Raw genomic sequence first — 26,270 nt, 5'->3', positions numbered from 1 at the left:
CGGTCAGACGCCGAGGGCTCGACTCGCTGCGGTGAGCGCACCATCGGAGGTCGCCCCCAGCTCACGCGCGCGCGACGCGAACACGGCGGCCGCGGCCTGCAGCTCGCGCTCCAGCGCGTCCACGCCTCCCGCGACGACCGTGCCCGCCCGGCCGCGCGTCTCGACCAGGCCCGCCGACTCCAGCTCCCGGTAGGAGCGGGCGACCGTCCCCGCGGCGACGCCCAGCGTCTCGGCCAGCGCGCGCACCGGCGGCAGCCGCATCCCGACCGGCAGCTCGCCCGCGGCGATCAGAGCGGTGATCTGCTCGCGGATCTGCTCGAAGGGCGCCGCGGCCGCGCCCGCCTCGACGCGGAGCGCGAGCGCCGGCGTCATCGGGCGGCGACCGGGACGCGGTCGAGCGCCGAGTCGAGCAGCTCGCTGATCAGGTCCGGGTAGTCCACGCCGCTCGCGCCCCACATGCGCGGGAACATCGAGACCGGCGTGAAGCCGGGCAAGGTGTTGATCTCGTTGACGACGAAGCCGTCGGCGGTGAGGAAGAAGTCGACCCGGGCGAGGCCCTCGGCTCCGATCGCGTCGAAGGCGCGGATCGCGAGTGACCGCATCTCGGAGAGCTCGCCGTCGGTGAGATCGGCCGGGCAGACCAGCTCGATGCCGGACGCCCCGAGGTACTTCGCCTCGAAGTCGTAGAAGCCGCGGCCGGAGACGACCACCTCGCCGGCGACGGAGGCGCGGGCCGGAGCACCGCGGCGGCCGCCGAGCACGCCGATCTCGACCTCGCGGCCGACGATGCCCGACTCGATCAGCACCCGCGAGTCGTGCGCGAACGCCTCCTCCAGCGCGGCCTCGAGCTGCTCGCGCTCGTCGATCCGGCTGACGCCCACGCTCGAGCCGGCCCGCGCCGGCTTCACGAACGCGGGCAGGCCCAGCTCGTCGAGGGCCGAGGAGGCGTCGCCCGGGTCGGCGCGCCACTCCGCCTCGGTCACGAGGTACCAGGGCGCCACCGCGAGGCCCGCGGCCCGCAGCACCGTCTTGGTGAAGTGCTTGTCCATGCCGAGAGCCGACGCGAGCACGCCCGAGCCGACGTAGGGCAGCCCGACGAGCTCGAGCATCCCCTGGACGGTGCCGTCCTCGCCCCACGGGCCGTGCAGGATCGGCAGCACCACGTCGACCTCGCCGAGCGAGCGCGTCGCGCCGTCCTCGGTCGTCACGGTGAGCTCTCGCGAGAGGGCCGACTCCGGCCAGCGCACACGGGAGCCGTCGTCCTCGACCCGGGGCAGCGACGCGGCGTCGAGAGCGAACTTCTCGGGACGGTCCTCCTCGAGCACGAAGGCGCCGTCGGAGGTGATCCCGACGGGGATCACCTCGAAGCGGTCACGGTCGATCGCCCGCAGCACCCCGGCCGCCGTTGCGCAGCTGATCGAGTGCTCGCTGGAGCGCCCCCCGAACAGAACGGCCACGCGGAGCTTGCTGGTCATCGAGGTTCCTCTCACCCTGTGGCTCGTCCGAATCCGTGGTCAGGTGCGGCGCGATGTCCTTCGGATCGAGCGTACCGGCGAGCACCTGCGACACCTGCTCGACGATGGGCATGTCGACTCCCCTGGCGCGCGCCAGCTCGAGGACCGGCGCGACGGAGGCGAGCCCCTCCGCCGTCTGCTGCATCGACTTCACCACGTCGGTGAAGCTGTAGCCCTGGCCGAGCAGGCGCCCGGCCGTGTTGTTGCGCGAGAGGGACGAGCTCGACGTCGCGATGAGGTCGCCGAGCCCCGCGAGTCCGGCCATCGTCTCGGCCCGTCCGCCGTAAGCGACCGCGAAGTCCGTCATCTCGGCGAGACCGCGCGTGATGATCGACGCCTTCGTGTTCTCGCCGTAGCCGACGCCGTCGACGATGCCGATCGCCACGGCGATGAGGTTCTTCAGCACGCCGCCGAACTCGGTGCCGATCACGTCGGTGTTGACGTAGGAGCGGAAGTAGCGGTTGGTCGCCGCGAGGGCCACCTCCTGCGCGGTGACGAGGCTCTCGGAGGCGATGACCGCCGCGGTCGGCTGCTCCTTGGCGATCTCGAGGGCGAGGTTGGGCCCGGAGGCGACGGCGATCCGGTCGGGAGAGACCGGCAGCATCTGCGCGATCACCTCGCTCATCCGCTGGCCGGTGCCCTTCTCGACGCCCTTCATCAGGCTCACCAGCACCGTGCGCTCGGTGAGGAACGGCGTGATCGCCTCGAGGTTGCTCCGCAGCGACTGCGACGGGATGGAGAGGTAGACGTGGTCCGCGCCCTCCAGCGCCTCCTCGATGCGCGGCGTGGCCCGGATGTTGCGCGGGAGGTTGATGCCGGGGAGGTAGTCGCTGTTGCGCTTGGCCTCGGTGATCTCGCGGGCCAGCTCGGCGCGGCGCGCCCACATCACGACGTCGGAGCCGCCGTCGGCGAGGATCTTCGCGAACGTGGTGCCCCAGCTGCCGGCGCCGAGGACGGCGACGCGGCGGGGCACGGGGATGGGCGCCTTCCTACTGCTCGGACTCAAAGCGACCCGTGCCCTTCTGGTTGTGCTCGGAGGGGTTCCAGCGCTTCTCGGGCGCCGCCTCGCCGCGCAGCTCCTCGAGCAGGGCGGTGATCGCCGCCATCACGACCGCGGAGGCCTCGTTGAGTGTGGCGGAGTCGAGGCTGCGTCCGCGGAAGGCGGACAGGTCGACGGGGTCGCCGACGATCACGTCGACGCGCTTGCGGCGGAAGAGGGTGATCCGCTTGGAGTAGCGGCCCATCAGCTGCTGCGCACCCCAGTGCGCGACCGGGACGACCGGCAGCCCGTACTGCAGCGCCATCCGCACCGCTCCCGTCTTGCCGCGCATCGGCCAGAGCTCGGGGTCGCGGGTGAGGGTGCCCTCGGGGTAGATGATGACCGAGCGGCCCTCGTCCACGAGAGCCTTGGCGGTCTTCAGCGGCTCGCTGCCGCGGACCGAGCCCGAGCGCTCGACGGGGATCTGCCCGGAGCCGCGCAGGATCGAGCCGAGCACGGGCACCGAGAACAGCGAGGCCTTGGCGAGGAAGCGCGGTGCGCGGCCGGCGCGCCACAGGGTCCAGCCCGTGATGATCGGGTCGATCTCGCTGTAGTGGTTCGGCGCGAACACGAAGGCCCCGGTGCTCGGGATCCTGTCGCCGTTCCGGATCCGCAGGTCGACCGAGGCGGTCATCACGGGGATCACCGCCGCCGCGAGGAACCAGAAGATGGACGGACGGCTTCGCTCAGACACCCGCCCATCCTCGCATCCCGCATCGGAGGGGCCGCGTCCCCACGCCCGGGAGCAGCGGGGCCCCGCGGTGGGAGGAGCGGCCCGGCCGCCGGGTACGGTACCGGCATGCCCCGTCCGCGTCGCCGCCCGTCGCCGTGGGACGCCGTCGGCAGGGCCCTCGGCCGCCTCGCCGACTCGCCGATCGCGCTGTCCGGCCTGGTGCTCCTGATCGTGTGGGGAGTCGTGCTGCTCGCCACGCGGGCCGAACGCGATGCGGCCGCGCTCGGCGACGGCCTCCTGCTGACGCTCGCGGTCCTCGTCGGCGGCTCGGCGTCAGTCGCCCTCGTGATCGGCGGGGTCGACGCCCTCTGGCGCGTCGCGGTGGCACCGCTCGCCCACGTCGAGGCGGAGGCGACCGGCGGCGTCGCGGTCCTCGGACGCGGCCGGCTCGGAGCGGGCCTCCGTCGTGTCGAGCCGCGGTTCCCGCTGCCGACGCTGCGGCCCTACGCGGTGGTCGTGCCGCGCCGCCGGGGACTGACCGTCTCCTTCGGCGACTGGGGCGTCGTCGTGCCCTGGGCGCGGATCGCGCGGCTGGAGCGGCGGTGGGTGCTGGTGGGCCTGCGTCCGCGCGAGGCCCTCGAGGTCGTCCTGGCCGGCACGCGGCGCGGACGCCTGACGCTGGTCCTGGTCGAGTCGCCCGGACCGCTGGGCCTCCGGCCCGCGCCGGACACGACGCTCGCGCTCCTCGAGAAGCGGATCCGGGGACGCCTGGAGGAGGCCGCGGAACCGCCCGCGTGGGGCGCGCCCGGACGCGACAGGACCCCGGGCCGCTGAGGACGGTCGTCCTCCTCGGCACCGGGGTCCCGGTGGGCGGCTACGCGTCGAGCGAGAAGTCGGCGCCCAGCAGCTCGAGCTTGGTGAGGAAGTTCTCGTAGCCGCGGCTGATGATGCCGACGTTCGAGACCGTCGAGGTGCCCTCGGCCGAGAGCGCCGCGATCAGGTGCGAGAAGCCGCCGCGCAGATCCGGCACGACGATGTCGGCGCCGTGCAGCTTCGAGGGTCCCGAGATCACGGCCGAGTGCATGAAGTTGCGCTGCCCGAAGCGGCAGGCCTGCCCGCCGAGGCACTCGCGGTGGATCTGGATGGTCGCGCCCATCTCGACGAGCGCGTCGACGAAGCCGAAGCGCTGCTCGTAGACGGTCTCGTGCACGATCGAGACGCCCTTGGCCTTCGTGAGCGCCACGACCAGCGGCTGCTGCCAGTCGGTCATGAAGCCGGGGTGCACGTCGGTCTCGATGATGACCGGCTTGAGCTCGCCGCCCGGGTGGTAGAAGCGGATGCCGTCCTCGGCGATCTCGAACGCGCCGCCGACCTTGCGGAAGACGTTGAGGAAGGTGGTCATCTCCTGCTGGCGGGCGCCGCCGACGAAGATGTCGCCGTCGGTCGCGAGGGCCGCGGCCGCCCAGGAGGCCGCCTCGTTGCGGTCGAAGAGCGCGCGGTGGGAGTAGCCGGTGAGCCGGTCCACGCCCTCGATGCGGATCACGCGGTCGGTGTCGACCGAGATGATGGCGCCCATCTTCTGCAGGATGTTGATCAGGTCCATGATCTCGGGCTCGATCGCCGCGCCCGAGAGCTCGGTGATGCCGGAGGCGCGCACCGCGGTCAGGAGGACCTGCTCGGTCGCTCCGACGCTCGGGTAGGGCAGCGACACCTTGGCGCCGTGCAGGCCCTCGGGGGCCGACATCCGGATGCCGGAGGGCAGCTTCTCGATCACCGCGCCGAAGTTGCGGAGGACCTCGAGGTGGTAGTCGATCGGGCGGTCGCCGATGCGGCAGCCGCCGAGGTCGGGGATGAAGGCCTCGCCCAGGCGGTGCAGGAGCGGGCCGCAGAAGAGGATCGGGATGCGGCTGGAGCCGGCGTGCGCGTCGATGTCGGCGAAGTGCGCGGACTCGACGTTCGAGGGGTCGAGGATCAGCTCGCCGACCTCGGCGCCCTGCTTCACCTTGACGCCGTGCACCTCGAGGAGGCCCTTCACGACGCGGACGTCGCTGATGTCGGGCACGTCGCGGAGGGTGGACGCGGTCTCGCCGAGGAGCGCCGCGACCATCGCCTTGGTGACGAGGTTCTTCGCTCCCTTGAGCTCGATGCGCCCCACCAGCGGCCGACCGCCCTTGATGGTGATCCGCTCCGTCGTCATCCCCACGCGGGCTCCCGAGGCCTTGGCGTCCTGGAGGGCCTTGGCGTCCTGAAGAAGTGTGTTCACGCTATTTCACCGGCAATGTCTTGGGCCGCCAGCTCTCGCGGCGGGTCTCGAATTCGGAAATGAGCGCTTCGTCGCGCAGGGTCAGGCCGATGTCGTCCAGGCCCTCGATCAGGCGCCATCGAGTGTAGTCGTCGATCTCGAAGTCGAAGGTCTCGCCACCGGCGGTGACCGTACGCGCAACCAGATCCACCGTCGGTTCTATTCCCGGGGTGCCCTCGATGATCTCCCACAGCCGCTCGACGTCGGGCTCCGAGACGACGGCCGCGAGCAGTCCCTGCTTGCCGGCGTTGCCCCGGAAGATGTCGCCGAAGCGGGGGGAGATGACGACCCGGAAGCCGAAGTCGCGCAGCGCCCAGACGGCGTGCTCGCGGCTGGAGCCGATGGCGAAGTCGGGGCCGGCGACGAGGATGCCGGCGCCGCGGTAGCGCTCCTGGTTGAGGACGAAGTCCGCGTCCTGCCGCCAGCCGTGGAAGAGCGCGTCCTCGAAGCCGGTCTTCGTGATGCGGCGGAGGTAGATGCCGGGGAGGATCTGGTCGGTGTCGACGTTGGCGCGCTTCAGGGGCGCGGCGATCGCGGTGACGGTCTCGAACTTCTGCACGGTCAGACTCCTGCTCTCTCGCGGACCGGCTCCAGATCGGAGGGACTGGAGAGGGTGCCGCGCACGGCCGTGGCCGCGGCGACGAGGGGCGAGACGAGGTGGGTCTTCGCCCCCTTGCCCTGACGACCCTCGAAGTTGCGGTTGGACGTGGAGGCCACGCGCTCCCCCAGGACGAGCTGGTCGGTGTTCATCCCGAGGCACATCGAGCAGCCGGCGAAGCGCCACTCCGCGCCGAACGCGGTGACGATCCGGTCGATCCCCTCGGCCTCGGCCTCGAGCCGCACCCGGGCGGAGCCGGGGACGACCATCACGCGGACGCCGGGGGCCTTGGTGCGCCCCTCGACGACGGCAGCGAAGGCCCGCAGGTCCTCGATCCGCGAGTTGGTGCAGGAGCCCATGAAGACCACGTCGACCGGGATCTCCTTCATCGGCGTGCCGGGCTCCAGCGCCATGTACTCCAGCGCTCGCAGAGCGCTGGCGCGCTCGTTCGGATCGTCGAGGACGTCAGGGTCCGGTACCGCCTGCGAGAGCGAGACGCCCTGGCCGGGGTTCGTGCCCCAGGTGACGAACGGCTCGAGCGCGTCGGCGTCGATCACGACCTCGGCGTCGAACACGGCGCCCTCGTCGCTCGGCAGCGTCCGCCAGTAGGCGACCGCGGCGTCCCAGTCCTCGCCCGCCGGAGCGTGCGGGCGGCCGTGCAGGTAGGCGAAGGTCGTCTCGTCCGGCGCGACCATGCCGGCCCGCGCACCCGCCTCGATCGACATATTGCAGATCGTCATCCGGCCCTCCATCGAGAGCGCGCGGATCGCGGAGCCGCGGTACTCGAGGATGTAGCCCTGGCCGCCGCCGGTGCCGATGCGGGCGATGACCGCGAGGATGATGTCCTTGGCCGTCACCCCCTCCTTCAGCGTGCCCTCGACCGTGATCGCCATCGTCTTGAAGGGTTGCAGCGGCAGCGTCTGCGTCGCCATCACGTGCTCGACCTCGCTCGTGCCGATGCCGAAGGCGATCGCGCCGAACGCGCCGTGCGTGGAGGTGTGCGAGTCGCCGCAGACCACCGTGACGCCGGGCATCGTCAGGCCCAACTGGGGGCCGACGACATGCACGATGCCCTGCTCGACGTCGCCCAGGGAGTGCAGGCGGACGCCGAACTCGCCGGCGTTGCGGCGCAGCGCGTCGATCTGGGTGCGGCTGATCGGATCCTCGATGGGGCGTCCGATCTCGAGGGTCGGCGTGTTGTGGTCCTCGGTGGCGATGGTGAGGTCCGGCCGGCGCAGCGGGCGCCCCGCGGCACGCAGGCCGTCGAACGGCTGCGGGCTGGTCACCTCGTGCAGCAGGTGCAGGTCGATGTAGAGCAGGTCGGGAGCGCCGTTCTCACCCGCGACGACGACGTGGTCGTCCCAGACCTTCTCGGCGAGGGTGCGCGGCTTCTCGGCTCTCCTGCCGGTCCCTGCTCCACTCGACGCGGGCGCGGCTGTGCCGGGTGTGGTCTCGATCATGACGGTTCCTTCTCCTCCTGGAGTCGCTGCTCGGCCGGACGAGGCACCGCGACGAGGGAGGCCGTCAGTTCGAGGTCTCGTCGCGGCACGGAAGGAGGTGCGGGCCACTCAGCATGGACCGAGAATAGCACCGCGCTCCCCCGCCTCCCGGGCGGGCGCGGCACGGAGTCGCCGGCTCAGGCGCGGGCGTCGAGCACGGCGTCGACGACGACGACGGTGACGTTGTCCCGTCCGCCGGCCTCGACCGCCGCACGCACGAGCGCCTGAGCGAGGTCGGCAGGGTCGCCGGAGTCGCGGCGGGCGAACAGGGCGGCGATCCGCTGGTCGGAGAGCTCCTTCGTCAGCCCGTCGGAGCAGAGCAGGTAGCTGGCGCGCGGCACGACGGGCAGCGTCCAGACGTCCGTCTCGACCTCCTCGTCGGCGCCGAGGGCGCGGGTGACGATGTTGCGGTCCGGGTGCGACTCGGCGGACTCCCGCGTGAGCAGGCCCGCCGAGACGAGCTCCTGCACGGCCGAGTGGTCGACGGTCAGCTGCTCGAGCTCCGTCCCGTCCCAGCGGTAGACGCGGGAGTCGCCGACGTTGAAGAGAGCCCAGCGGGCGGGCCCGGAGGGCTCGGGCAGGACGAGCATCAGCCCCGTGAGCGTCGTGCCGCAGAGCGCACCGCCCACGTCCAGCGCGCGCACCGCCGTGTTGGCGCCCTCGACCAGGTCGAACACCGCGTCGACAGGTCCGAGGGCCGTCGGCCGGTTCTCGTGCAGAGCCCCGACCGCCGCGGCGCTCGCGAGGTCGCCGCGGGCGTGCCCGCCCATCCCGTCGGCGACCGCGAGCAGCAGCTCGTCGGCGAGGAGGGAGTCCTCGTTGACCCGGCGGACGGCTCCGACGTCGGTGCTGCTGCTGACGGCGAGCCGCAGCGCCCCCTGGGGCAGGTCGACGGTGGTGGTCGTCATCGCGGGGTCACTTCTCCTCGGCGGCCGAGCGGGCGTCGTCCGAGACGACCTCGGGGTGCCCGTCGTGCATCTCGATGTGGCGGTGCTCGCGGCGCATCTTCGCCAGGCTCGCGAGCGTCGCGACGGTCATGCTCAGGACGATGACCACCAGCGAGGTGATCGTGTCGATGTCCCACACCGGCACGGGATCGCCGCCGTTGATGAAGGGCAGGTCGTTCTCGTGCAGGGCGTGCAGGACGAGCTTCACACCGATGAAGGCGAGGATGAACGCGATGCCGTACTTGAGGTACTCGAGCTTGTCGATGAGGCCGCCGAGCAGGAAGTAGAGCTGGCGGAGCCCCATCAGGGCGAAGATGTTCGCGGTGAAGACGATGAACGGGCTCTCCGTGATGCCGAAGATCGCGGGGATCGAGTCGAGCGCGAAGAGCAGGTCGGTCGAGCCGATCGCCAGGAAGACGATCAGCATCGGGGTGAAGAACGTCGTGCCGTTCTTGACCGTGCGGATCTTCGAGCCGTCGAACTCGTCCGAGATCCTCACGCGCTTGCGCAGGAGGCGGATGAGCAGGTTGTCCGTGCCCTCGTCCTCGTCCTCCTTGCCGAACGCCTGGTTCCACGCCGTGTAGACCAGGAACGCGCCGAACAGGTAGAAGATCCAGCTGAAGCTCTCGATGAGCTGCGCGCCGAGGAGGATGAAGATCCCGCGGAAGACCAGCGCGATGATGATGCCCACCATCAGCACCTCCTGCTGCAGCTTCGCCGGCACCGCGAAGCGGCCCATGATGATGACGAAGACGAACAGGTTGTCGATCGAGAGGCTGTACTCGGTCAGCCAGCCCGCGACGAACTGGCCCGCGAGCTCGCCGCCGCCGAGGATCAGCATCGCCAGCGCGAAGATCAGCGCGAGCGTGACGTAGAAGCCGACCCAGAGGCCGGACTCCTTCAGGCTCGGCACGTGCGGGCGTTTGTAGACCAGCAGCAGGTCGGCGGCGAGGATCAGGCTCAGGACGACGAACGAGCCGATCACGAACCAGACGGGCAGATCGAGCATGAGGGCCTTCCGAGTGGGTGGGGGCCGAAAGTCTCTCCCCGGGGAGCGGACGGCCGTGCCGGTCCGCGTCACCCGTCCCGCCCCCGGCACCGCGCAGGGGCGGTGCGTACTGACGGGAGCGGAAAGGCGGGATACTCCCCTTCGCGGATGCGATCCTAGCGCCGATCCGGCGGGATGCGGCCCCGGGGAGGCGGAGCGGGAACGAGGCGATCGGCGCGATGCGTCGAGCGGGTGCCGCGTCGCGAGCACCCGGGTGTTAAACGAGAAGAACCCCCGGTCAGACCGGGGGTTCTTCTCGTGTTGCCGTGGTGACCCCAGCGGGATTTGAACCCGCGTTACCGCCGTGAGAGGGCGACGTCCTAGGCCGCTAAACGATGGGGCCGCGTTTTTGCAACTCGAAGAGTGTTGCACACGGATCCGCATCGATGCAAATCGAGCGCCCGGCCCACCCGGTCTCCGCTCGGCCGGGGCCTTGCCCGCCGCCTGCCGAGGCGGTTGGCTCGGGGCATGAGACTGACGAAACTCGAGCACGCCGCCGTCCTGATCGAGGAGGACGGCGCCCGGCTGGTGATCGATCCGGGGTCCTTCACCCGGCCCGTCGAGGGGACGGCCGACACCGTCGCCGTGGTGCTCACCCACGAGCACGCCGACCACTGGACCCCGGAGCAGCTGCAGCGCCTGCGCGACGCGGCCCCGTCGCTGCGGATCCTCGGCCCGGCCGGGGTCGCCGCCGCCGCCGAGGGCTTCGACGTCGAGACGGTCGCCGACGGCGATGTCGTGACGGTGGGCCCGTTCGAGCTGCGCTTCTTCGGCTCCCGTCACGCGGTGATCCACCGCAGCATCCCCGTGATCGACAACGTGGGCGTCCTGGTGAACGGCCGGGTCTACTACGCCGGCGACTCGTTCACAGTGCCGGAGGGCCTCGATGTCGAGATCCTCGCTGCTCCCTCGGGAGCACCGTGGATGAAGATCGCCGAGGCGATGGACTACGTGCTCGAGCTCGCCCCGCGGCACGCCTTCGCGACCCACGAGCAGGTGCTCTCGGAGGCGGGGCGCTCGCTCGGCCACGACCGGCTCGGCTGGGCGGTGCGCGAGGGCGGCGGCGAGTACCACGCCCTCGAGCCGGGCGACGTGCTGGAGCTCTGACGGCGGGACTCGCCCGCGATCACTCGTACCATCCGGGCGCCCGCTCCTCGTGCCGTGGCTCACCGGACCGGCGGAGCCGCCGTCGCCCGAGCGCGAGAAGCAGCAGGGAGAGGCCCAGAGCGAGGATGCTCGGCGGGACGGCGACGAGGAGCGCCGGGCCCGGAGCGACCGCCTGCAGGACACTGCTCGCGCTCGGCTGCCCGTCGGCCACGCCGACCACGAGCGCTATCGACGGCGACACGACGATTAGGGCTGCCAGCCACGCTGGAACCAGGACGAGGGCCGGAGCGAGCGACGGTGTCGACGTCGATCGCCGAAGTGCCAGCGCCGCACACCGGAGGACGAAGACGAGCGCTCCAGGAAGGAGCCCGACCGCCGCGAGGAAGAGGAGGAGGGAGGCGAAGCCGGGTTCCACGAGCGCTCCGAGTCCCGCCAGCGCCGCCGTCACGCCGACCGGGAGGAGGGAGACGGCTGCGGCCCACCCGAGAACGCGCAGCGCGCGGGGCTCCGCGCCATCGGAGACGTCGATCACGAGGTCCTCGAGGGGGCCGGCGAGCGTCGGCCGCCGGTGAAGCGAGGGGTCGACGACCCCTCACGGCCTGCTGGAGTCCTGGCGGTGCAACGACGACGGCCGGGCCGGGGGCGCGCCCCGGCCCGGCCGTCGATCCGATCCCTCACCGGATCAGTAGTACTCGCCCTGGCGGTAGTCCCAGGAGTTGAACTGCTCGGCGAGGTTCAGCATGATGCGCTCGTAGTCGAGGCCGCGGCGGATCAGCACGGGGCCCGGGGTGATCGAGCGCTCGCCGCCCTGCACGGGGATGAGGGCGCCCGAGGCGTCCACCATCGAGACCATGACGCCCTGCTCGTGGCGGGAGTCCTCGTCCTTGTCCGGCTGGATCGAGGAGACGTAGGAGTCGGCCGAGACGATGACGTCGGCCTCGTTCTCGATCCGCTCGCCGATGTTCGCGACGCGGCCGCGGTTGCCCACGCCCGAGGGGTTGGCCGAGCTGGCGAAGGTGAGGGTGCGGTCGCGCTCCCACATGGTGGCGACCAGCTGCTCGGCCGGGCGGCCGAAGCGGATGACGAAGCAGCTGGTGCCCCGTCCGTCGCGGACCAGCTCGCGGGCGTCCTCGTCGATCAGGTCGACGGCCTCGGCCTTCCACGGGAGGATGCAGCCGAGCAGGACGTCCTGGTCCCAGTGCTTCTGGTAGAAGGCGAGGACCTCCTCGTTGAGCTCGGCGAGCTCGGTGAGCTGCTCGATGCTGGAGCAGAGCACGACGCCCGGCTTGTTGCGGTTGCGCTGCTTGGCCGAGAACTTGCGCTCGAGGCCCGCTCCGTCGGTCGTCATCAGGATGTAGCCGACCTTGGTCGCGCAGACGACCAGTCCACCGGGGGCGTAGAGCGCGTCCACCGCTTCCGCAGGAGCCTGCTCACGCCATTCGATCACCGTCGTGCTGGTCATTCTTTCCCTTTCGTGGTGTCCAGAGACGCCATGGGCGGGGCCCCGGCCGAGCGGAAGCCTAGCGGATCGCCTCCCGTCGTCCGCGGCGGTGATGCCGCGAACGGACGCGCACCGGGCTCCGGATCGACTCCGGTGCCCGGTGCGCGCCCGTCCGCGCCGCGCGCGCCGACGGGACGGCTCAGGCGAGGGCCGTGAGCGAGCCTCGCGCGAGCGTGTTGACGGTCAGATGGAAGCCGACCAGCGAGGCCGGAGTCGACTCGTCGACCGGCAGCGTCGGCACTCCGAGCGCGTGCACCGTGAAGAGGTAGCGGTGCGGGCGGTCACCGGGCGGCGGGGCCGCACCGGCGTAGGCGAGCGACCCGAGGTCGTTGAGCGCCGGGCGCCCCACTTCCGTCGAGCCGGCGGCCAGCTCGGTGACCTCCTTCGGGATGTCGACCAGGACCCAGTGGTGGATGCCGCCGAGGGTCGGCGCATCGGGGTCGAACACGGTCACGGCGTACGACTGCGTGCCCTCGGGGCCGGCGCTCCAGCGCAGGGACGGGCTGGTGTCGCCGCTCCCCTGGGCCTCGGCGAGCCGCTCGCCGTCGGTCACGTCGTCGCTGGACACCTCCAGGGGCGCCGTCGCGGGCAGGAAGTCGAGCGGGTGCGGGGGCGTGCTCCTGGTCAGATCGGTCATGTCGTTCTCCTTCTCTCTCAGTCGGTGACTCGGCCGCGGACGCCGTCGAGCCAGTAGTCGGAGTGGCGGTCCGCGGTCGCCGCGTCGCGGAACGAGTACGTCTTCAGCAGCCAGCGGAAGCGGGTCTTGTCGCGGTCCTGGACGTCGACGAGCTGACGGCTGTGCAGGCCGTCCTGGTTCGCGATGATCAGCAGGTCCGCGTCGCGGATCCGGTGGTACTGCTCGCTGACCTTCGAGAGCGCATCGCGGAACTGCCAGAGCGCCCACAGGTGCGGCAGGTCGTCCGGGTCGGCCGGCACCGTCCGGGTGTCGTAGTAGCGGAAGCTGTGCTCGTTCTCGAGCAGAGCGTGCTGGTCCGACACGATCTGGTTCTTGTTCTGGGCGCGCGAGAGCTCGTCGAACGGGGTGATGTAGACCGCCTCGCGCAGGAGCGCCTGGTTCTCGGGTGAGATGAAGCGCAGGATCTCGCGGCCGTCGACGTACTTCGTGTAGACGAGGTCGGTCTCGGGCGTGCGCAGTCCCAGGAGCGAGATGAAGTCGGCGCGCACCGGGTGCGCGGTCCGCTCGTTGTGCCAGTACAGCTCGCCGTCGGTCTTCTGCGTCTGGGTGTTCGAGAAGCGGTTGTCGGCGTAGACGTCCTGGAAGAAGTCGCCGTTGTTGCGGGTGGCGTACGCGAGCAGCGGCGAGCCGAGGTACTGCGACTGCAGCTCGAGCAGGCCCTCGCCGACGAACGTCAGCTTCTTGCGGTACTTGTCCTCGAGCGCGTCGTCCTGGTCGAGCCAGGGGATCTCGTCGTCGACCGGGTTGTTCGAGATCAGGTGCGCGTAGGTGATCTTCTCGTCGCGCTCGCGCCGGATGCGGGCGAGCGCGTCGACGAAGCCCTGCGGGACGTCGCCGCTGTCGATCAGCGCGGCGATCGCGTCGCGGAAGCGGTCGTAGTCCTTGTAGGGGTCGATGGCGACCGCCAGCAGCGACTGCTGGAGGGTCGATCTGTCGGAATCGGAGAACGTGTAGATGGGCTGCATTGCTTCACTCCTTGCACGTGGATGAGGGACGCCGTCGGCGGGCTCGTCCCGGACTTCCTCTGTCACTCCGCTTCCGCGGTGACGGCCCTCCTCTCCTGTCGTCGCATCGAGACGGCCCCGATCGTCTGCGCGAGGACCGCGAGGACGACGAGGACGATGAGGGTCGGCGCGGTCCCTCCCGTGAGGGGGACGAGTATCCCGGCGCCGACGAGCAGGACGGCCTGGAGGATCCCCTGGTTGCGCTCCAGTCCGCGCATCACCGCGACCCGGGCGCCGTCCTCGAGCGCGTTCATCGCCGGCGCCAGGGCGATCATCGTCGCGGGCCGCACGAAGCCGCCCGCGATCCCGAGCAGGGCCAGGCCGGCGATCGCGGCGCCGAGCACCCCGAGGGTGGTCAGGGCGAGGCCCAGCACCTGGGTGAGCGCCGTCAGCCGGAAGACCAGGGGCGTGCCGGCGATGAGCGGCGAGAGCCGGGCGGCGGCCAGGCCGGCGAGCGTGTAGAGGCCGAGCACCAGGCCGAACGCGGGCAGCGTCAGACGCAGCTCCTGGAACAGCAGCAGCGGGATCACGAAGGTGTAAGCGGCGAGCAGGACGGCGCGGTTCACGGAGTAGTAGAGGGACCAGAAGCGCACCGCGGCGGGCAGGACGGCCGGCCGCACGGCGCGCGCCGCCACTCCCGAGGCGGCGCTCGCGCCGAGCGGCAGGCGGGCAAGGAGCACCACGGCCAGCGCGGCGCACGACACGAGCGCGCTGAGGAGGAACGGCAGCCGGTCCCAGAGCGCGAGCGAGGCGGCCCCGAGCACTCCCGCGCCGAAGGAGGCGAGGAACATTCCGCTCTGCACCCCCGTCTCCTGGCGGCGAGCATCGGCTCCGGCGCGCAGCGAGGAGGCCAGCGCGGCGTCCCGCCCGGCCGTCAGCGAGAAGCCGCAGCCGGCGAGCAGCTGGCTGATCACGACGGCGACCGGATCCGCGTCCAGCACGATCACGACGAGGCCCAGTGCCTTCACGCCCTCGCCGACGACGAGCGCGCCCGCCGAGGACAGGCGGCGTGTGAGCGGCGAGAGCGGGCCGTCGGCGAGCGCCGCCACCACTCCGTAGAGCGCCAGCAGCAGCGCCACGGCCAGGATCGGGTAGCCCCGCGCCAGCAGGAACACCGCGACCACGGGCAGGTGGAAGTAGGCGCGCGAGACGATCCGGTAGACCGTGATCAGCCCGGCGGCGCTGCGGCCGCGCGGGGCGTCCCCGCGCCCGAGGTCAGACAAGGGAGGGCACGACGACGCGCAGTGCGTCGGCGCCCACGTCGCCCTGACGGACGATCGACGCGCCGCCCACGAGGGAGACGATCGTGCTGCTCATCGTGGAGTCGGGGGCGGTGGTGCTGCGGATCAGGTAGTCGCTGTCGCCGCCGAGGTGCTCCGCGGCGAGGTCGAAGTCGACGAGTCCGGTCGACACCGTGCCGCTGATGTTGGCGGAGGTGGCCGCGAGCGGCAGGCCCGCGAATATCGAGAGCAGGTTGATCGGGGCGCTGAGGTTGTGCACGACCGACACCGTGTCCTGGCCCGAGGTGACCCAGTCCGGGACGACGGGCTTGCGGCGCAGGATGACGTTCAGCGGCCCCGGCCAGAACGCTGCGACGAGCGCGTCCATGTCGGCCGTCTCCGGGGCGAAGGCCCAGGTCGCCCAGTCGCGGGGCGCGGAGACGAAGAGGGTGAGCGGCTTCGCGCCGTCCCGCTTCTTCATGTCGTAGAGGCGGAAGCAGGCGCTGCGCGAGAAGGGGCTGGCGAACACGCCGTAGTTCGTGTCGGTCTGCGCGATGACGGTCGCGCCCTCGCGGAGCTCCTGCCCGACGCGCCGGAGCTCGTCGAGATCGGTCGCGTCGATGATCTGTGCCGTCATGGGTAGTGCTCCTGCTGCGCTCGGGCGCGTCCGGGCGGGGCCGGATCGCGTCGCTGTCGTGTGGCCCGCTGACGGCGGCGCCCCACGGAGGGCGCTTGGCGGGTCGGACGGCGGAGGCCGTCCGGATGCCGGTGACCACGGAGGAGAGATGCGGCTGCGTCCTCCCCCCGAGGACGTCTGCCCGGTGAAAGTAGCACCGTGCGCATCCGGCCCGCGTGTTCGCGACGCTGCATGACGAAGGAAGTCGTCGACGTCGGGGAGCAGGGTCGGGGATCGGTATGTTCCGCTGACGCGCCGCATCTCCGCGGCGTTCTCCCGGCTCCGCGGATCCGCGCGATCGTCCGTCTGGCGGCGCACCACGGCCGGGGCTGGACGGCTCGCGGCGACCCGGTCTCCGGGCCCTCCCGCTCCTCGACAGAAGGACCGCCCATGACCGACTACTGGCCCGTGCTCCTCATCCTGCTCACGATCGTGGCCGTCGTGGTCCTGATCGTCGTGCTGAAGGTCGAGCCGGTGATCGCCCTCCTCGTCTCGGCCCTCGGGCTCGGCCTCGTCTCGGGGCAGGGCGGCGAGGGGACGGTGACCGCGATGACGTCCGGATTCGGCGCGGTCCTCGGCGACATCGGCCTGCTGATCGCGCTCGGCCTGCTGCTCGGATCGCTCCTGGAGGCGCTGGGCGTGGCCCCGCTGCTCGCCCGCTGGCTCGTGAAGCGCTTCGGTCGGCGCGCGCTCCCGGTCGCCTACGCGCTGACCCTGGGCGTCGCCTTCCCCTCGATCTACTCCGACGTGCTGGTCGTGATGAGCGCACCGCTGACTCGTCTGGCCTCGCGGGGGCTCGGTGCCGGTGGCTACGGGCTGCTGGCCGGCTCCTCCATCGTCGGGATGATCGTGGGCGTGGTCTTCGTCGTCCCCGGAGCCGCCGCGCTGGCCACGGCAGGCATCGCGGGCGCTCCCCTGCCGTCGATGGTCGCCATCGGCGCCCCGCTGGGCATCGTCACCATCGTGCTGACCGTGCTGGTGTACAGCGCCCTGGTGAAGCGCGGCGGCTGGCGGGACGAGCGCGACCTCGAGGGCGGGGCGGTCCCGGGGCCCGCTCTCGAGCCCGAGGCGGGCGCGGCCACGGGAGGCACGGCGCTCGCGACGCGGCGGGTGCCGCTCGCGCTGGCCGTCGCTCCGATCGCCCTCACCATCGTGCTGATCGCCGCGAACTCGCTCACCCAGCTGGCCGAGCTCGACGTCCCCCTCCTGCGGTTCCTCGGCGACGCGCACATCGCGCTGCTGGCCGGCTTGGTGCTGGCCTACGCGACGGCACTGCGGACGCTCCCGAAGGGCGCCGTGGCCACGGCACTGGGCGGAGCACTGACCCGCAGCGGCCCGATCGTCGTCCTGACCGGGGTCAGCGGCAGCCTCGCCGCCGTGGTCGGAGGAACCGGGGTCGGCGACGCGCTCGCCGGCGCCTTCGACGGGCGGGCCCTCTCGCCGATCCTGCTCACCTGGGTCGTCGCGGCCGTGCTGCACGCGGCGATCGGCTCGGTCTCGACGGCCGCGATCACCGCGGTCGGCATCGTCGCCCCGCTGATCCCCGTGCTCGACGTGAACCCGGCGCTGATCGCCCTGGCCGCCGGCTCCGGCGCGCTCTTCCTCGGGATGGTCAACGCCAACGCGTTCTGGCTCTTCAAGTCCGTGCTCGGCCTCACCGTGCGGGGCACGTTCACCGCCTACTCGCTGACGCTCTCGATCGCCTCGGTGATCTCGCTGCTGGCGCTGCTGGTGGCGGGAACGTTCGTCTGAGCGTCGGCCGGCCCCCACGAGGCCACGCTCGCGAGGTCGGCGCCGAACTCGACCCGGAGGCGCACGGGCGCGCCCCCGCGCAGCACGCCCGGCAGCCACAGGCGCGCGTCGTCCCACATGCGGTCGAAGGGCACCTCGTCGACCGGGACGAACGCGGCGGCGAGCTCGCTCGACTCGGTGACCTCGCCGGCGACCCGGCGGCAGAGGAAGACGTGCGAGCGCTGACTCCACGCCGGCCGGTGGGGGAAGGAGTAGTCGAGCACGCCGCGCGGCTCCAGGTCGGCCGGGAGGGCGACCAGCCCCGCCTCCTCCTCCAGCTCGCGGACGGCCGCGTCGACGGGCGACTCCCCGGGCTCGAGCTTGCCGCCAGGGGCGACCACGCGGCCCTCGCCGAGGCCCCTGCGCTTCCGGCCGAGGAGCACCTCCGCGCCCCGCGGGCCGTCGCGGAGGACGTAGACGACGCAGACCTCGGGCAGCCCCACCGCGCACCTCCGCTCGCCGGGGCCGGGAGCCCGGCACCGCCGTCGTAGGCTAGCCCGGTGACGACGACCGCGCTCGAGCGCTTCCAAGCCCTGCTGCGCGTCGAGACGGTGTCCCACTCGGACGAGACGGCCACCGATTGGAGCCGCTTCGAGGCGTTCCGCACGCTCGTCGCCGAGCTCTACCCGGCACTGCACGCGGCCCTGGACTTCGAGACAGTCGCCGGCCACTCCCTCCTCTGGCGCTGGCGCGGTGAGGAGCCGGGCGAGCCGGCCGTGCTGATGGCCCACTACGACGTGGTCAGCGTGACGGCGGCGGAGTGGTCGCACGACCCTTTCGCGGCCGAGACGGTCGTCGCCGCGGACGGCCACACCTCCGTCGTGGCGCGCGGCGCCCTCGACGACAAGGGCTCCCTCGTCGCCCTCCTCGAGGCGGTCGAGGCGGCCGTCCTGCGGGGCGAGCGGCCCCGGCACGACGTGTACCTCCTCTCCACGCACAACGAGGAGACGGCGGGCGACGGCGCCCCCTCGGTCGTCGCCCTGCTCGGCGCGCGCGGGGTCCGCCCGCGCCTCGTGCTCGACGAGGGCGGGAACGTGCGGCGCGGCATCCTGCCCGGCGTCACCACCCCGATCGCCGTGATCGGCGTCACCGAGCGCGGGATCATGAACCTCGAGCTGACCTGCCGCGACGTCGGCGGCCACGCCTCCGCTCCGCCGCCCCCGCCCGGGCTGCTCGCCACCCAGCGGCTCGCGAGGGCGATCCACCGCCTGACCGAGAACCCGTTCCCCTCGACCCTCCCGGAGCCGATCGCCCAGCTGGTACGCGCGGCGGCCGACCACGCGGACGCGGCCCACGCCGTCTGGTACGCCCGCCCGCACGAGTACCCGGACGCCGTCGTCGGCGCGCTCGCCGCCCACTCCAACCGCTCGGCCGCGATGCTGCGGACGACGGTCGCGATCACCGAGCTGCGCGGCAGCACCGGAGCGAACGTCCTCGCCTCCAGCGCCAGCGCCACCGCGAACGTGCGGATCAACCCGGGCGGCACCGTGGCGGGCGTGGTCGAGCGCATCCGCGCCGTCATCGACGACCCGGAGGTCGAGGTCGAGGTGAAGGTCGCCCACGAGCCCTCCCCCGTCTCCCCCACCGGCGAGCCCGGCGACGGCGGGCCGTACGACCTGCTCCGCGCGGTCGTGCAGGAGTCGTTCCCGGACGCGGTCGTCGCCCCCTACGTGCAGACCGGCGGCAGCGACGCCCGGCACTTCCACGCCATCAGCGACCACGTCTACCGCTTCATCCCGTTCGAGATCAGCCCGCGGCAGCAGCTCGGGATCCACGGGGTCGACGAGTCGGTCGAGGCCGACCAGTTCGAGCGCGCCATCGAGTTCTACGCGCGGCTGCTCGCCCGGCTCTGATCGCGGCGGTCCTCCGGGGTCCGGGAGGACCGCGCAGCGACCGGCAACCTGGGAGAACCGTTCGATGACGCGCCGACCGGTGTTGGCCCGGAGTTCACCCCGCGATGATGGACTGATCGCAGCGGGGTCGCCTCCGCTGGAGCAGTGCGCAAGTGCCGACGCCGGGTCGCGTGATCCGGCTCCCGCCGATCGTGGAACCCGAGGATCATGTCCCTCCGCCAGGCCGAGTACCCCCGGCCCAACCACTTCATCCTTCACCTGAGCGACACCCACTTCATCGCCGGAGACGGCGGCCTGTACGGCTCCGACGTCGACAGCGAGGCCCAGCTGCGGCTCCTGTTCGACGAGCTGGAGGCGTCCGGCGGACGTCCGGAGGCCATCGTCATCACGGGTGATCTCGCCGACAAGGGCGAGCCGGAGGCGTACGCGAAGCTGCGCGCCGTCGTCGAGCCCGCGGCCGCACGCCTCGGCGCCGAGGTGATCTGGGTGATGGGCAACCACGACGACCGCGGCGCGTTCCGCTCGGGGCTGCTCGACCAGCTCCCGACCACGCAGCCGGTCGACCGCGTGCACGACGTCAACGGGCTCCGGATCATCGCGCTGGACTCCACCGTGCCCGGCGCCCACTACGGCGAGATCTCGGACGCGCAGCTCGACTGGCTGGCGGAGGAGCTCTCCAGCCCGGCCCCGCACGGCACGATCCTCGCGCTGCACCACCCGCCGGTGCCGAGCGTGCTCGACCTGTCGGTCCTCGTGGAGCTGCGCGACCAGCCCGCCCTCGCGGAGGTGCTCGAGGGCTCCGACGTCCGCAGCATCATCGCGGGCCACCTGCACTACTCGTCGACGGCGATGTTCGCCGGCATCCCGGTCTCGGTCGCGTCGGCCACCTGCTACACCCAGGACCTCAACGTGCCGGTGGGAGCGACCCGCGCCCGCAACGGCGCCCAGGCGTTCAACCTGATCCACGTCTACGACGGCACGGTGCTGCACTCGGTGGTGCCGATCGGCGCCTCGACCGAGGTGTCCTACGTCTCGGCGAACGAGACGCAGCGGATCCTCGCGGACCACGGCGTCGAGATCGCCGCGGCGACGGCGGCCCCGGTCGCCCGGGACGAGGAGCTCTACCCGCCGCTCGTGGAGCGGGTGGGCGTCAGCGCGTAGCGACGCGTCGGGGCGTCGGGGTCGCCCCGACGCCTCCGGGCGCCGCGTCGACCGCGTCCTCGGACACGGCCGGCGGTGTCAGCGCCCGCCGGCGCGGTCCCGCGCGAACAGCCATCCGGCGAACGCCAGCGCCGCGGCCAGCGCGACGCCCACGCCGACGCCCGCTCCCACTCCGATGCCCGGGAACACGAGCGAGCTCGCCAGGCCGAGAAGCAGCCCGGCCACCGCTCCCCCGACGGCCCAGCCCACGGTCAGTCCTCGCGCTCCCACGGAGCCGGGATCGGGTAGTACTCCTCGAGGAACCCGATGACGGCCTTGGTGCGCGCCTCCGCCGAGATCTCGGGGAAGCTGCCGTCGTTGAGGCAGAAGAAGTCGACTCCGCGGTTCTTGAGGAGCTTGCGCATGTCCTTCAGCCCCTGGTGCATCGTCGTGTCGACGTACTTCACCGAGGCGTTCTCCTGCACGACCGCGCGGCCGGTCATCAGCGCGTAGTAGTGGTAGAGCGAGTTGGTGACGGAGACGTCGCTCGCGGAGCGGAAGCGGCTCGCGGCGGTCGCGGTGAACTCCGGCTCGAACTCGGCCTCGAGCTCGGCCATCACGGTCTTGCGGAGGGGCGTGGCGGCGTGCTCGAGGTGACGGGTCGTCATCGCGCCGAAGCGCTCGCGGAGCAGGCGCCGGTTGACGCGGGCCGCGTTCTCGAAGCCGCTGCGGGAGGCGTTGGAGTCGCCCATGCCGATGCGCGTCGTCGCCTCGATGAACTTCGTGATGCCCCCGGGCGAGAAGAAGATCGACGGATCGACCGGGCGCCCGAAGAACATGTCGTCGTTGGAGTAGAGGAAGTGCTCCGCCAGCCCCGGGATGCGGTGCAGCTGGCTCTCGACCGCGTGGGAGTTGTGCGTCGGCAGCACCGAGAGGTCGCGGAAGTGGTCCTCGCTGCGCACGAGGGTGACGTCCGGGTGCTCGTCCAGCCAGCGCGGGCGCGGGGAGTCGGTGACGATGTAGATGTGCCGGATCCACGGCGCGTACATGTAGACGCTGCGCAGGGCGTACTTGAGCTCGTCGATCTGACGGAAGCGCGCCGGAGCGTCGTCGCCCTCGCCCACCACGTAGCTCGCCATGCGGGCCGCCCGGGCGCGCTGGAACTCCAGGTCGGTGCCGTCGACCCACGAGAAGACGATGTCCACCTCGAAGCGGATGTCGCTGACGAGCGGCTCGAACATGCCCTCGAACGTCGGCCAGGTGCGGCCGTACGCTTCGACGTGGGCGTCGATGGCTTCGGCGACGGGGAGGCTGTTGCGCATGAGCGCGTTCTCGGCGGGAGTGATGATCTCCTCCTCGCCCACCTTCCACAGCTCGAGGCGGACGCCGCTGCGGGCGCCGTAGCGCAGCGATCCCGTGGAGGAGACGCGCGGACGGAAGAGCTTGAAGACGGAGGCGCGCGGATACGGCGCGAGCACGCCCTCGGCCAGGAGCTGGGGCGGGGTGCCCCGCTTGTCGACCGTCTTGGCGTAGAAGGGCTCGGTCGCGAAGGCGCGCGCCAGCAGCGTCGCCAGCTCGGCGCCGAGCACGCGGTCCACCGCGAGGAAGGGCGAGCCGTCGGTGCCGCGGATGAGGCGGTAGGGGAATTCGGCGGCATCGAGGACCTCGCCGATGGCGATCAGGTCCTCGGTCCAGGCCGCGCGGGGCGTCGTACTCGAGTTCACCAGCGAGAACAGGCCGGCATGGACCACGACGTCGTCGCGGTCGAAGTGGCGCGGGCGCAGGAGCGGTGACGGAAGAGCACGGACGGAAGGCATGATTCACATTATCCGCCGTGGATTTCGTCCGTGTGACCGGGCCGTCGGCTTGACAGCGACCGCGGGGCCGCACGGTCAGCGCGAGAGCGACCCCAGACGGTCCCCCGCCTTCTCCGCGGCCTTCGCGGCCCGCCTGGCGCGGTGCCGCTCCTCGGCGGCGACGACCCCCAGCGCGAAGGCTCCCTCCCCGCTGCGATCGGCCTCCTCCAGGATCAGCGCACGGGCGGCGAGCGCGTCGCGCTCCTCCCCCAGGGCGTCGGCGAGGTCCTCGCCCGCCTCGGCGAGCGAGCGGCGCCGGGCGCCGACGGCCTCGGGGACGACCGCCCGCCACGCCTCCACGGTGTAGCGGAGCCGCTTCGCCGCCTTCCGCAGGTCGTGACGAGCCTCGAGCGAGCCGCCGGCCGCCGCGGAGCCCGCCGCGGAGATGCGCGCGAGGTCCTTCGCGACGGAGCGGCGCACCAGCGCCGTCGCGCTCGAGCCGGCCCGCGCGGTGCGGGGCGGATCCGCGAGCAGGGCGTCGAGCGAGGCGAGGAGCGCGAGGTAGCGGCCGCCGCGCAGAGTGCGGTCGACGCGGCGCAGCGCCGAGGCGTGCCGGTGCTCGATCTCCTCCAGCAGGGCGGTGGGGGTGCTCGGGGCACCCTCGACGGCCGCCAGGGAGGTGCGGAACCGCTCGGCGAGCACCTCCTGGTCGCGGGCCGCGCCGAGGACCCCTCCCAGCCACCGCAGCTCGTCCCGCACGGGGTCGGTCGCCGCACGGTCGAGCACGGAGCGGGAGGCGGCGAGGACGGACCGGAGCCGGCGCGCGAGCACGCGCATCCGGTGCAGGGCGTCGTCGGCCTCGAGGCGCACCCGCGGGTCGACGGCGCGCAGCTCTCGCAGGAGCGAGCGGACCGCGGCGAGCGCCGCCTCCCCGCCGTTCCGCGGATCCGGGACCGTCTCCTCGATCGGGCCGCCGGTGGCCCGGGCGAGCTTGGAGGCGCTGGCGGCCGGGCGGGCGCCCGCGGCGAGGAGGCGCTGCTCGATCGCGTCGAGGACCCGCTCGCCCTCGTCCCCAGGGACGTCGACGAGCTCGACCTCCCACTCCCTCCAGCGCCGCTCGCGGCCGGTGCGCTGGTCGCGCGCGGTCACCAGGTCGTCGGCGATCTCGGCGAGCTCCCGCCCGTGGGAGTCGAGGGCGCGGGTGATCGAGCGGACCGTCTCGAGCAGCGCCAGCGGCTCGAGCGGCGCGCGCCCCACCTGCCCGAGCACCGGCTCGCGGACGGCGGACGGGACCGTGCGCGAGGCCGTGAGCTCCGCGTGGATCTCGGTGCGGCCGGAGGAGCCGGGCAGCTTGACGTGCCAGCCCTGGTCGGATCCGCCCTCGCGGCGGCGCATCGTGATCCGCGCCCGGGACAGAGCGCGCTCGGCGGTGTCGAAGTACTCGGCGCGGAGGGTCACCGGCTCCTCGGTGCGGACGCTCGCGACGCTCCCGGTGCCGGTCAGGTCGGGCAGCCGGGTGCCCGCGTCGACGTCGTACTTGCGCTCGACCTCGGTCTGCACTCTCCGCGCACCGCCCGCCCGGGACGTCGCCGACTCGTTCTCCGCACCGCTGGCCATGCTCCATTGTGATCACGCCCGGCGCCGCTGCGGCACCCCGGGGCGGCCAGGGGCGCCCTCGCCCTAGGCTGGAGCGATGACCGCGCCCGTTCCGCCCGTCGCCCGCCGCGTCCCCCTCGAGCGCCGCCACCACGGCGACGTGGTGGTCGACCACTACGAGTGGCTGCGCGAGAAGGAGAGCCCCGAGGTGATCGCGCACCTCGAGGCCGAGAACGCGTACACCGAGGCGGTGCTGGCTCCTCTCGCTCCGCTGCGCGAGCGCCTGTTCGAGGAGATCCGCTCGCGGACGAAGGAGACCGACCTCTCGGTCCCCGTCCGGGAGGGCTCCTGGTGGTACTTCTCGCGCTCCTACGAGGGCCGCCAGTACGCCGTGCACTGCCGAGCGCCGATCAGCGGGCCGGACGACTGGACGCCGCCGTCGATCGCCGAGGGCGGTCCGCTCGAGGGCGAGCAGGTCGTCCTGGACGGCAACGCGGAGGCGGAGGGGCACGACTTCTTCTCGCTCGGCAGCTTCGACGTCTCGGCCGACGGCCGACGGCTGCTCTTCGGCACCGACGTCGAGGGCGACGAGCGCTACACCCTCCGCATCCGCGACCTCGAGACCGGCGAGGACCTGCCGGACATCATCGAGGGCACCGGCGGCGGAGCGACCTTCGGCGCCGACGCGCGCTTCGTCTTCTACCCGACCGTCGACGAGTCCTGGCGCCCCGACACGATCTGGCGGCACGAGGTCGGCGCCGGGACCCCGGACGAGGTCGCCTTCGCCGAGCCCGACGAGCGCTACTGGATCGGCGTGGGCCTCACCCGCAGCCGCCGCTTCCTCGTCATCGAGATCGGCAGCAAGATCACGAGCGAGTGCCTGCTGCTGGACGCGTCCGACCCGACCGGCTCGTTCCGCTCGGTGTGGCCGCGCCGCGAGGGCGTGGAGTACGAGGTCGAGCACGCCGTCGTCGACGGGCGCGACCGCCTGCTGATCGTGCACAACGACGGCGCCCTCGATTTCGAGATCGTCGAGGAGCCGGCCGACCTGTCGCGCGACGCCGACGCCCGGGCCCGCGAGCGCCGCGTGGTGGTGCCGCACCGCGAGGGCCGCCGGATCGAGGGCGTCGACGCCTTCGCCGGGCACGTCGTGGTCTCGTACCGCGCCGACGGAGCCACCCGGCTCGGGCTCCTCCGCGAGGACGGCACCGGAGCGCGGCTCGAGGAGATCGTCTTCGACGAGCCGCTCTACGACGCGGGCCTGGCGGGGAACCCGGAGTGGGAGCAGCCCTCCCTCCGCCTCGCCTACACCTCGTTCGTCACCCCCTCGACCGTGCTCGCGCTCGACGTCGCGACGGGCGAGCGCACGGTGCTCAAGCAGCAGCCGGTGCTCGGCGACTACGACCCCGCGCTCTACGTGCAGCGGAGGGAGTGGGCCGTGGCGGAGGACGGCACGCGGGTGCCCCTCTCGCTCGTCTGGCGCCGCGACGCCGCCGATCCGGACTCGGCCCCCGCGCCGCTCCTCCTCTACGGCTACGGCTCGTACGAGGCGAGCATCGACCCGGGCTTCTCGATCGCGCGCCTCTCGCTGCTCGACCGCGGCGTCGTCTTCGCCGTCGCGCACGTCCGCGGCGGCGGGGAGATGGGCCGCTCCTGGTACGAGAACGGGAAGACGCTGGCGAAGCGGACGACCTTCACCGACTTCGTCTCCGCGGCGCGGCACCTGGTCGACACGGGCTTCACCACTCCCGACCGCCTGGTCGCGCAGGGAGGGTCGGCCGGCGGCCTGCTGATGGGCGCGGTCGCGAACCTCGCCCCGGAGGCGTTCGCCGGCGTCCTCGCGCAGGTCCCGTTCGTCGACGCGCTCACCTCGATCCTCGACCCGTCGCTCCCGCTCACGGTGATCGAGTGGGACGAGTGGGGCGACCCGCTGCACGACGCCGAGGTGTACGCCTACATGAAGTCGTACTCGCCCTACGAGAACGTCCGCGAGGGCGTGCAGTACCCCCGGATCCTCGCGACGACGAGCCTCAACGACACCCGGGTGCTGTACGTGGAGCCGGCGAAGTGGGTGGCCAGGCTCCGCGAGGTCGGCGCTCCCGCGCTGCTGCGCACCGAGATGACCGCGGGACACGGCGGAGTGAGCGGACGCTACGAGCGCTGGCGCGAGATCGCGTTCGAGTACGCCTGGACGCTGGACGTGCTCGAGCTGGCCTGAGCGCCCCGCCGCAAGCCCCTCCGCCCGTCGTCCGCGGCCAGTAGGGTTCGG

Annotated in this window: 25 protein-coding genes and 1 tRNA gene; 6 read left to right on the top strand and 20 right to left on the bottom strand. The window is 72.3% G+C overall.

Features of this window, described 5'->3' with window-relative positions:
- Positions 1-3: 3 nt before the first annotated feature.
- Genes C5D66_RS02030 through C5D66_RS02015 form a run of 4 tightly spaced genes read right to left on the bottom strand, consistent with a single transcriptional unit; the run spans position 4 to position 3,187 of the window.
- A complete protein-coding gene (locus C5D66_RS02030) occupies positions 4-372 on the bottom strand; it encodes a GntR family transcriptional regulator (RefSeq protein ID WP_104255126.1) in 369 nt (122 codons plus the stop codon).
- Positions 369-1,475, bottom strand: coding sequence for a D-alanine--D-alanine ligase family protein (locus tag C5D66_RS02025; RefSeq protein WP_104255125.1), 1,107 nt, complete (start codon positions 1,473-1,475; stop codon positions 369-371). The genes C5D66_RS02030 and C5D66_RS02025 overlap by 4 nt, the downstream gene beginning before the upstream one ends.
- Positions 1,372-2,487 carry an NAD(P)H-dependent glycerol-3-phosphate dehydrogenase gene (locus tag C5D66_RS02020; protein ID WP_181067828.1) on the bottom strand — a complete coding sequence of 372 codons (1,116 nt, stop codon included), beginning with the start codon at positions 2,485-2,487 and terminating at the stop codon, positions 1,372-1,374. The genes C5D66_RS02025 and C5D66_RS02020 overlap by 104 nt, the downstream gene beginning before the upstream one ends.
- A gap of 16 nt (positions 2,488-2,503) precedes the next feature.
- Complete coding sequence (locus C5D66_RS02015) at positions 2,504-3,187, bottom strand: 1-acyl-sn-glycerol-3-phosphate acyltransferase (RefSeq protein WP_104237925.1); 684 nt, start codon at positions 3,185-3,187, stop codon at positions 2,504-2,506.
- A 165-nt stretch (positions 3,188-3,352) separates the two neighbouring features.
- Here C5D66_RS02015 and C5D66_RS02010 point away from each other — a divergent pair, with 165 nt between their 5' ends.
- On the top strand, positions 3,353-4,060 hold the full coding sequence (locus C5D66_RS02010; protein ID WP_104255124.1) for a hypothetical protein: 708 nt from the start codon (positions 3,353-3,355) through the stop codon (positions 4,058-4,060).
- 40 nt (positions 4,061-4,100) lie between these two features.
- Here C5D66_RS02010 and murA read toward each other — a convergent pair whose 3' ends face one another.
- From murA to C5D66_RS01980, 6 genes are all read right to left on the bottom strand, one after another.
- The gene (murA, locus tag C5D66_RS02005; protein ID WP_167299052.1) at positions 4,101-5,423 is read right to left on the bottom strand and encodes a UDP-N-acetylglucosamine 1-carboxyvinyltransferase; all 1,323 of its coding nucleotides are present in this window, start codon (positions 5,421-5,423) and stop codon (positions 4,101-4,103) included.
- Between the two features lie 67 nt (positions 5,424-5,490).
- Positions 5,491-6,087: a 3-isopropylmalate dehydratase small subunit gene (gene leuD, locus C5D66_RS02000; protein ID WP_104223089.1), complete on the bottom strand. Its 597-nt coding sequence runs from the start codon at positions 6,085-6,087 to the stop codon at positions 5,491-5,493.
- A 2-nt stretch (positions 6,088-6,089) separates the two neighbouring features.
- Entirely contained in the window at positions 6,090-7,586 is a 1,497-nt protein-coding gene (gene leuC / locus C5D66_RS01995; RefSeq protein WP_104223088.1) for a 3-isopropylmalate dehydratase large subunit, read from the bottom strand.
- A gap of 176 nt (positions 7,587-7,762) precedes the next feature.
- Positions 7,763-8,533, bottom strand: a complete 771-nt coding sequence (locus C5D66_RS01990; protein WP_104255123.1) for a PP2C family serine/threonine-protein phosphatase — start codon at positions 8,531-8,533, stop codon at positions 7,763-7,765.
- A gap of 7 nt (positions 8,534-8,540) precedes the next feature.
- The gene (locus C5D66_RS01985; protein WP_104255122.1) at positions 8,541-9,581 is read right to left on the bottom strand and encodes a TerC family protein; all 1,041 of its coding nucleotides are present in this window, start codon (positions 9,579-9,581) and stop codon (positions 8,541-8,543) included.
- A 306-nt stretch (positions 9,582-9,887) separates the two neighbouring features.
- Positions 9,888-9,963, bottom strand: a tRNA-Glu gene (locus C5D66_RS01980).
- A 125-nt stretch (positions 9,964-10,088) separates the two neighbouring features.
- Here C5D66_RS01980 and C5D66_RS01975 point away from each other — a divergent pair.
- The gene (locus tag C5D66_RS01975) at positions 10,089-10,727 is read left to right on the top strand and encodes an MBL fold metallo-hydrolase (RefSeq protein ID WP_104255121.1); all 639 of its coding nucleotides are present in this window, start codon (positions 10,089-10,091) and stop codon (positions 10,725-10,727) included.
- A 19-nt stretch (positions 10,728-10,746) separates the two neighbouring features.
- Here the strand turns inward: C5D66_RS01975 and C5D66_RS01970 are convergent, their stop codons facing one another.
- The 6 genes from C5D66_RS01970 to C5D66_RS01945 form a co-directional block, all read right to left on the bottom strand.
- Positions 10,747-11,259, bottom strand: coding sequence for a hypothetical protein (locus tag C5D66_RS01970; protein ID WP_104255120.1), 513 nt, complete (start codon positions 11,257-11,259; stop codon positions 10,747-10,749).
- Positions 11,260-11,409: 150 nt separating this feature from the next.
- On the bottom strand, positions 11,410-12,189 hold the full coding sequence (locus C5D66_RS01965; protein ID WP_104223084.1) for an L-threonylcarbamoyladenylate synthase: 780 nt from the start codon (positions 12,187-12,189) through the stop codon (positions 11,410-11,412).
- A 178-nt stretch (positions 12,190-12,367) separates the two neighbouring features.
- Positions 12,368-12,865, bottom strand: coding sequence for a YbhB/YbcL family Raf kinase inhibitor-like protein (locus tag C5D66_RS01960; RefSeq protein WP_104223083.1), 498 nt, complete (start codon positions 12,863-12,865; stop codon positions 12,368-12,370).
- A gap of 17 nt (positions 12,866-12,882) precedes the next feature.
- Positions 12,883-13,890, bottom strand: coding sequence for a TauD/TfdA family dioxygenase (locus C5D66_RS01955; protein ID WP_104223082.1), 1,008 nt, complete (start codon positions 13,888-13,890; stop codon positions 12,883-12,885).
- Between the two features lie 62 nt (positions 13,891-13,952).
- Positions 13,953-15,152: a hypothetical protein gene (locus tag C5D66_RS01950; RefSeq protein WP_104255119.1), complete on the bottom strand. Its 1,200-nt coding sequence runs from the start codon at positions 15,150-15,152 to the stop codon at positions 13,953-13,955.
- Positions 15,145-15,786, bottom strand: coding sequence for an L-threonylcarbamoyladenylate synthase (locus C5D66_RS01945; protein WP_104225616.1), 642 nt, complete (start codon positions 15,784-15,786; stop codon positions 15,145-15,147). The genes C5D66_RS01950 and C5D66_RS01945 overlap by 8 nt, the downstream gene beginning before the upstream one ends.
- Before the next feature lie 429 nt (positions 15,787-16,215).
- Here C5D66_RS01945 and C5D66_RS01940 point away from each other — a divergent pair, with 429 nt between their 5' ends.
- Positions 16,216-17,577 (top strand): GntP family permease, encoded by a 1,362-nt coding sequence (locus tag C5D66_RS01940; protein ID WP_181028702.1) that lies wholly within the window; start codon positions 16,216-16,218, stop codon positions 17,575-17,577.
- Here C5D66_RS01940 and C5D66_RS01935 read toward each other — a convergent pair.
- Complete coding sequence (locus C5D66_RS01935) at positions 17,505-18,059, bottom strand: 8-oxo-dGTP diphosphatase (RefSeq protein WP_181028703.1); 555 nt, start codon at positions 18,057-18,059, stop codon at positions 17,505-17,507. The two genes, C5D66_RS01940 and C5D66_RS01935, sit on opposite strands and share 73 nt — an antisense overlap.
- Before the next feature lie 57 nt (positions 18,060-18,116).
- Between C5D66_RS01935 and C5D66_RS01930 the strand changes: the two genes are divergently transcribed.
- Both C5D66_RS01930 and C5D66_RS01925 read left to right on the top strand, forming a co-directional pair.
- Entirely contained in the window at positions 18,117-19,469 is a 1,353-nt protein-coding gene (locus tag C5D66_RS01930) for a M20/M25/M40 family metallo-hydrolase (RefSeq protein WP_104274271.1), read from the top strand.
- A gap of 207 nt (positions 19,470-19,676) precedes the next feature.
- Positions 19,677-20,630 carry a phosphodiesterase gene (locus C5D66_RS01925; protein ID WP_104249612.1) on the top strand — a complete coding sequence of 318 codons (954 nt, stop codon included), beginning with the start codon at positions 19,677-19,679 and terminating at the stop codon, positions 20,628-20,630.
- Positions 20,631-20,708: 78 nt separating this feature from the next.
- Here C5D66_RS01925 and C5D66_RS17000 read toward each other — a convergent pair whose 3' ends face one another.
- From C5D66_RS17000 to C5D66_RS01915, 3 genes are all read right to left on the bottom strand, one after another.
- Positions 20,709-20,879, bottom strand: coding sequence for a hypothetical protein (locus C5D66_RS17000; protein ID WP_159939285.1), 171 nt, complete (start codon positions 20,877-20,879; stop codon positions 20,709-20,711).
- A 2-nt stretch (positions 20,880-20,881) separates the two neighbouring features.
- Entirely contained in the window at positions 20,882-22,426 is a 1,545-nt protein-coding gene (locus tag C5D66_RS01920; RefSeq protein WP_104233778.1) for a stealth family protein, read from the bottom strand.
- Between the two features lie 75 nt (positions 22,427-22,501).
- A complete protein-coding gene (locus C5D66_RS01915) occupies positions 22,502-24,022 on the bottom strand; it encodes a CYTH and CHAD domain-containing protein (protein ID WP_104255114.1) in 1,521 nt (506 codons plus the stop codon).
- A gap of 76 nt (positions 24,023-24,098) precedes the next feature.
- Between C5D66_RS01915 and C5D66_RS01910 the strand changes: the two genes are divergently transcribed.
- Positions 24,099-26,219 (top strand): S9 family peptidase, encoded by a 2,121-nt coding sequence (locus C5D66_RS01910; protein WP_104255113.1) that lies wholly within the window; start codon positions 24,099-24,101, stop codon positions 26,217-26,219.
- The last annotated feature ends 51 nt before the right edge of the window (positions 26,220-26,270 follow it).

This window comes from Rathayibacter sp. AY1B4 (assembly GCF_002932815.1).
Lineage (GTDB): Bacteria > Actinomycetota > Actinomycetes > Actinomycetales > Microbacteriaceae > Rathayibacter.
Note: the sequence above shows the minus strand (reverse complement) of the source record. Positions and strands in the feature narration are given on the sequence as shown.

Excerpts from the sequence above, each read along its gene's own strand:
- murA (WP_167299052.1), bottom strand. The coding sequence starts at position 5,423 with ATGACGACGGAGCGGATCACCATCAAGGGCGGTCGGCCGCTGGTGGGG.
- C5D66_RS01915 (WP_104255114.1), bottom strand. The coding sequence starts at position 24,022 with ATGGCCAGCGGTGCGGAGAACGAGTCGGCGACGTCCCGGGCGGGCGGT.
- C5D66_RS01940 (WP_181028702.1), top strand. The coding sequence starts at position 16,216 with ATGACCGACTACTGGCCCGTGCTCCTCATCCTGCTCACGATCGTGGCC.
- C5D66_RS01920 (WP_104233778.1), bottom strand. The coding sequence starts at position 22,426 with ATGCCTTCCGTCCGTGCTCTTCCGTCACCGCTCCTGCGCCCGCGCCAC.
- leuC (WP_104223088.1), bottom strand. The coding sequence starts at position 7,586 with ATGATCGAGACCACACCCGGCACAGCCGCGCCCGCGTCGAGTGGAGCA.
- C5D66_RS01955 (WP_104223082.1), bottom strand. The coding sequence starts at position 13,890 with ATGCAGCCCATCTACACGTTCTCCGATTCCGACAGATCGACCCTCCAG.
- C5D66_RS02025 (WP_104255125.1), bottom strand. The coding sequence starts at position 1,475 with ATGACCAGCAAGCTCCGCGTGGCCGTTCTGTTCGGGGGGCGCTCCAGC.
- C5D66_RS02010 (WP_104255124.1), top strand. The coding sequence starts at position 3,353 with ATGCCCCGTCCGCGTCGCCGCCCGTCGCCGTGGGACGCCGTCGGCAGG.
- C5D66_RS01910 (WP_104255113.1), top strand. The coding sequence starts at position 24,099 with ATGACCGCGCCCGTTCCGCCCGTCGCCCGCCGCGTCCCCCTCGAGCGC.
- C5D66_RS01985 (WP_104255122.1), bottom strand. The coding sequence starts at position 9,581 with ATGCTCGATCTGCCCGTCTGGTTCGTGATCGGCTCGTTCGTCGTCCTG.
- C5D66_RS02030 (WP_104255126.1), bottom strand. The coding sequence starts at position 372 with ATGACGCCGGCGCTCGCGCTCCGCGTCGAGGCGGGCGCGGCCGCGGCG.
- C5D66_RS01945 (WP_104225616.1), bottom strand. The coding sequence starts at position 15,786 with ATGACGGCACAGATCATCGACGCGACCGATCTCGACGAGCTCCGGCGC.
- C5D66_RS02015 (WP_104237925.1), bottom strand. The coding sequence starts at position 3,187 with ATGACCGCCTCGGTCGACCTGCGGATCCGGAACGGCGACAGGATCCCG.
- C5D66_RS01965 (WP_104223084.1), bottom strand. The coding sequence starts at position 12,189 with ATGACCAGCACGACGGTGATCGAATGGCGTGAGCAGGCTCCTGCGGAA.
- C5D66_RS01925 (WP_104249612.1), top strand. The coding sequence starts at position 19,677 with ATGTCCCTCCGCCAGGCCGAGTACCCCCGGCCCAACCACTTCATCCTT.
- C5D66_RS01975 (WP_104255121.1), top strand. The coding sequence starts at position 10,089 with ATGAGACTGACGAAACTCGAGCACGCCGCCGTCCTGATCGAGGAGGAC.
- C5D66_RS01990 (WP_104255123.1), bottom strand. The coding sequence starts at position 8,533 with ATGACGACCACCACCGTCGACCTGCCCCAGGGGGCGCTGCGGCTCGCC.
- C5D66_RS01960 (WP_104223083.1), bottom strand. The coding sequence starts at position 12,865 with ATGACCGATCTGACCAGGAGCACGCCCCCGCACCCGCTCGACTTCCTG.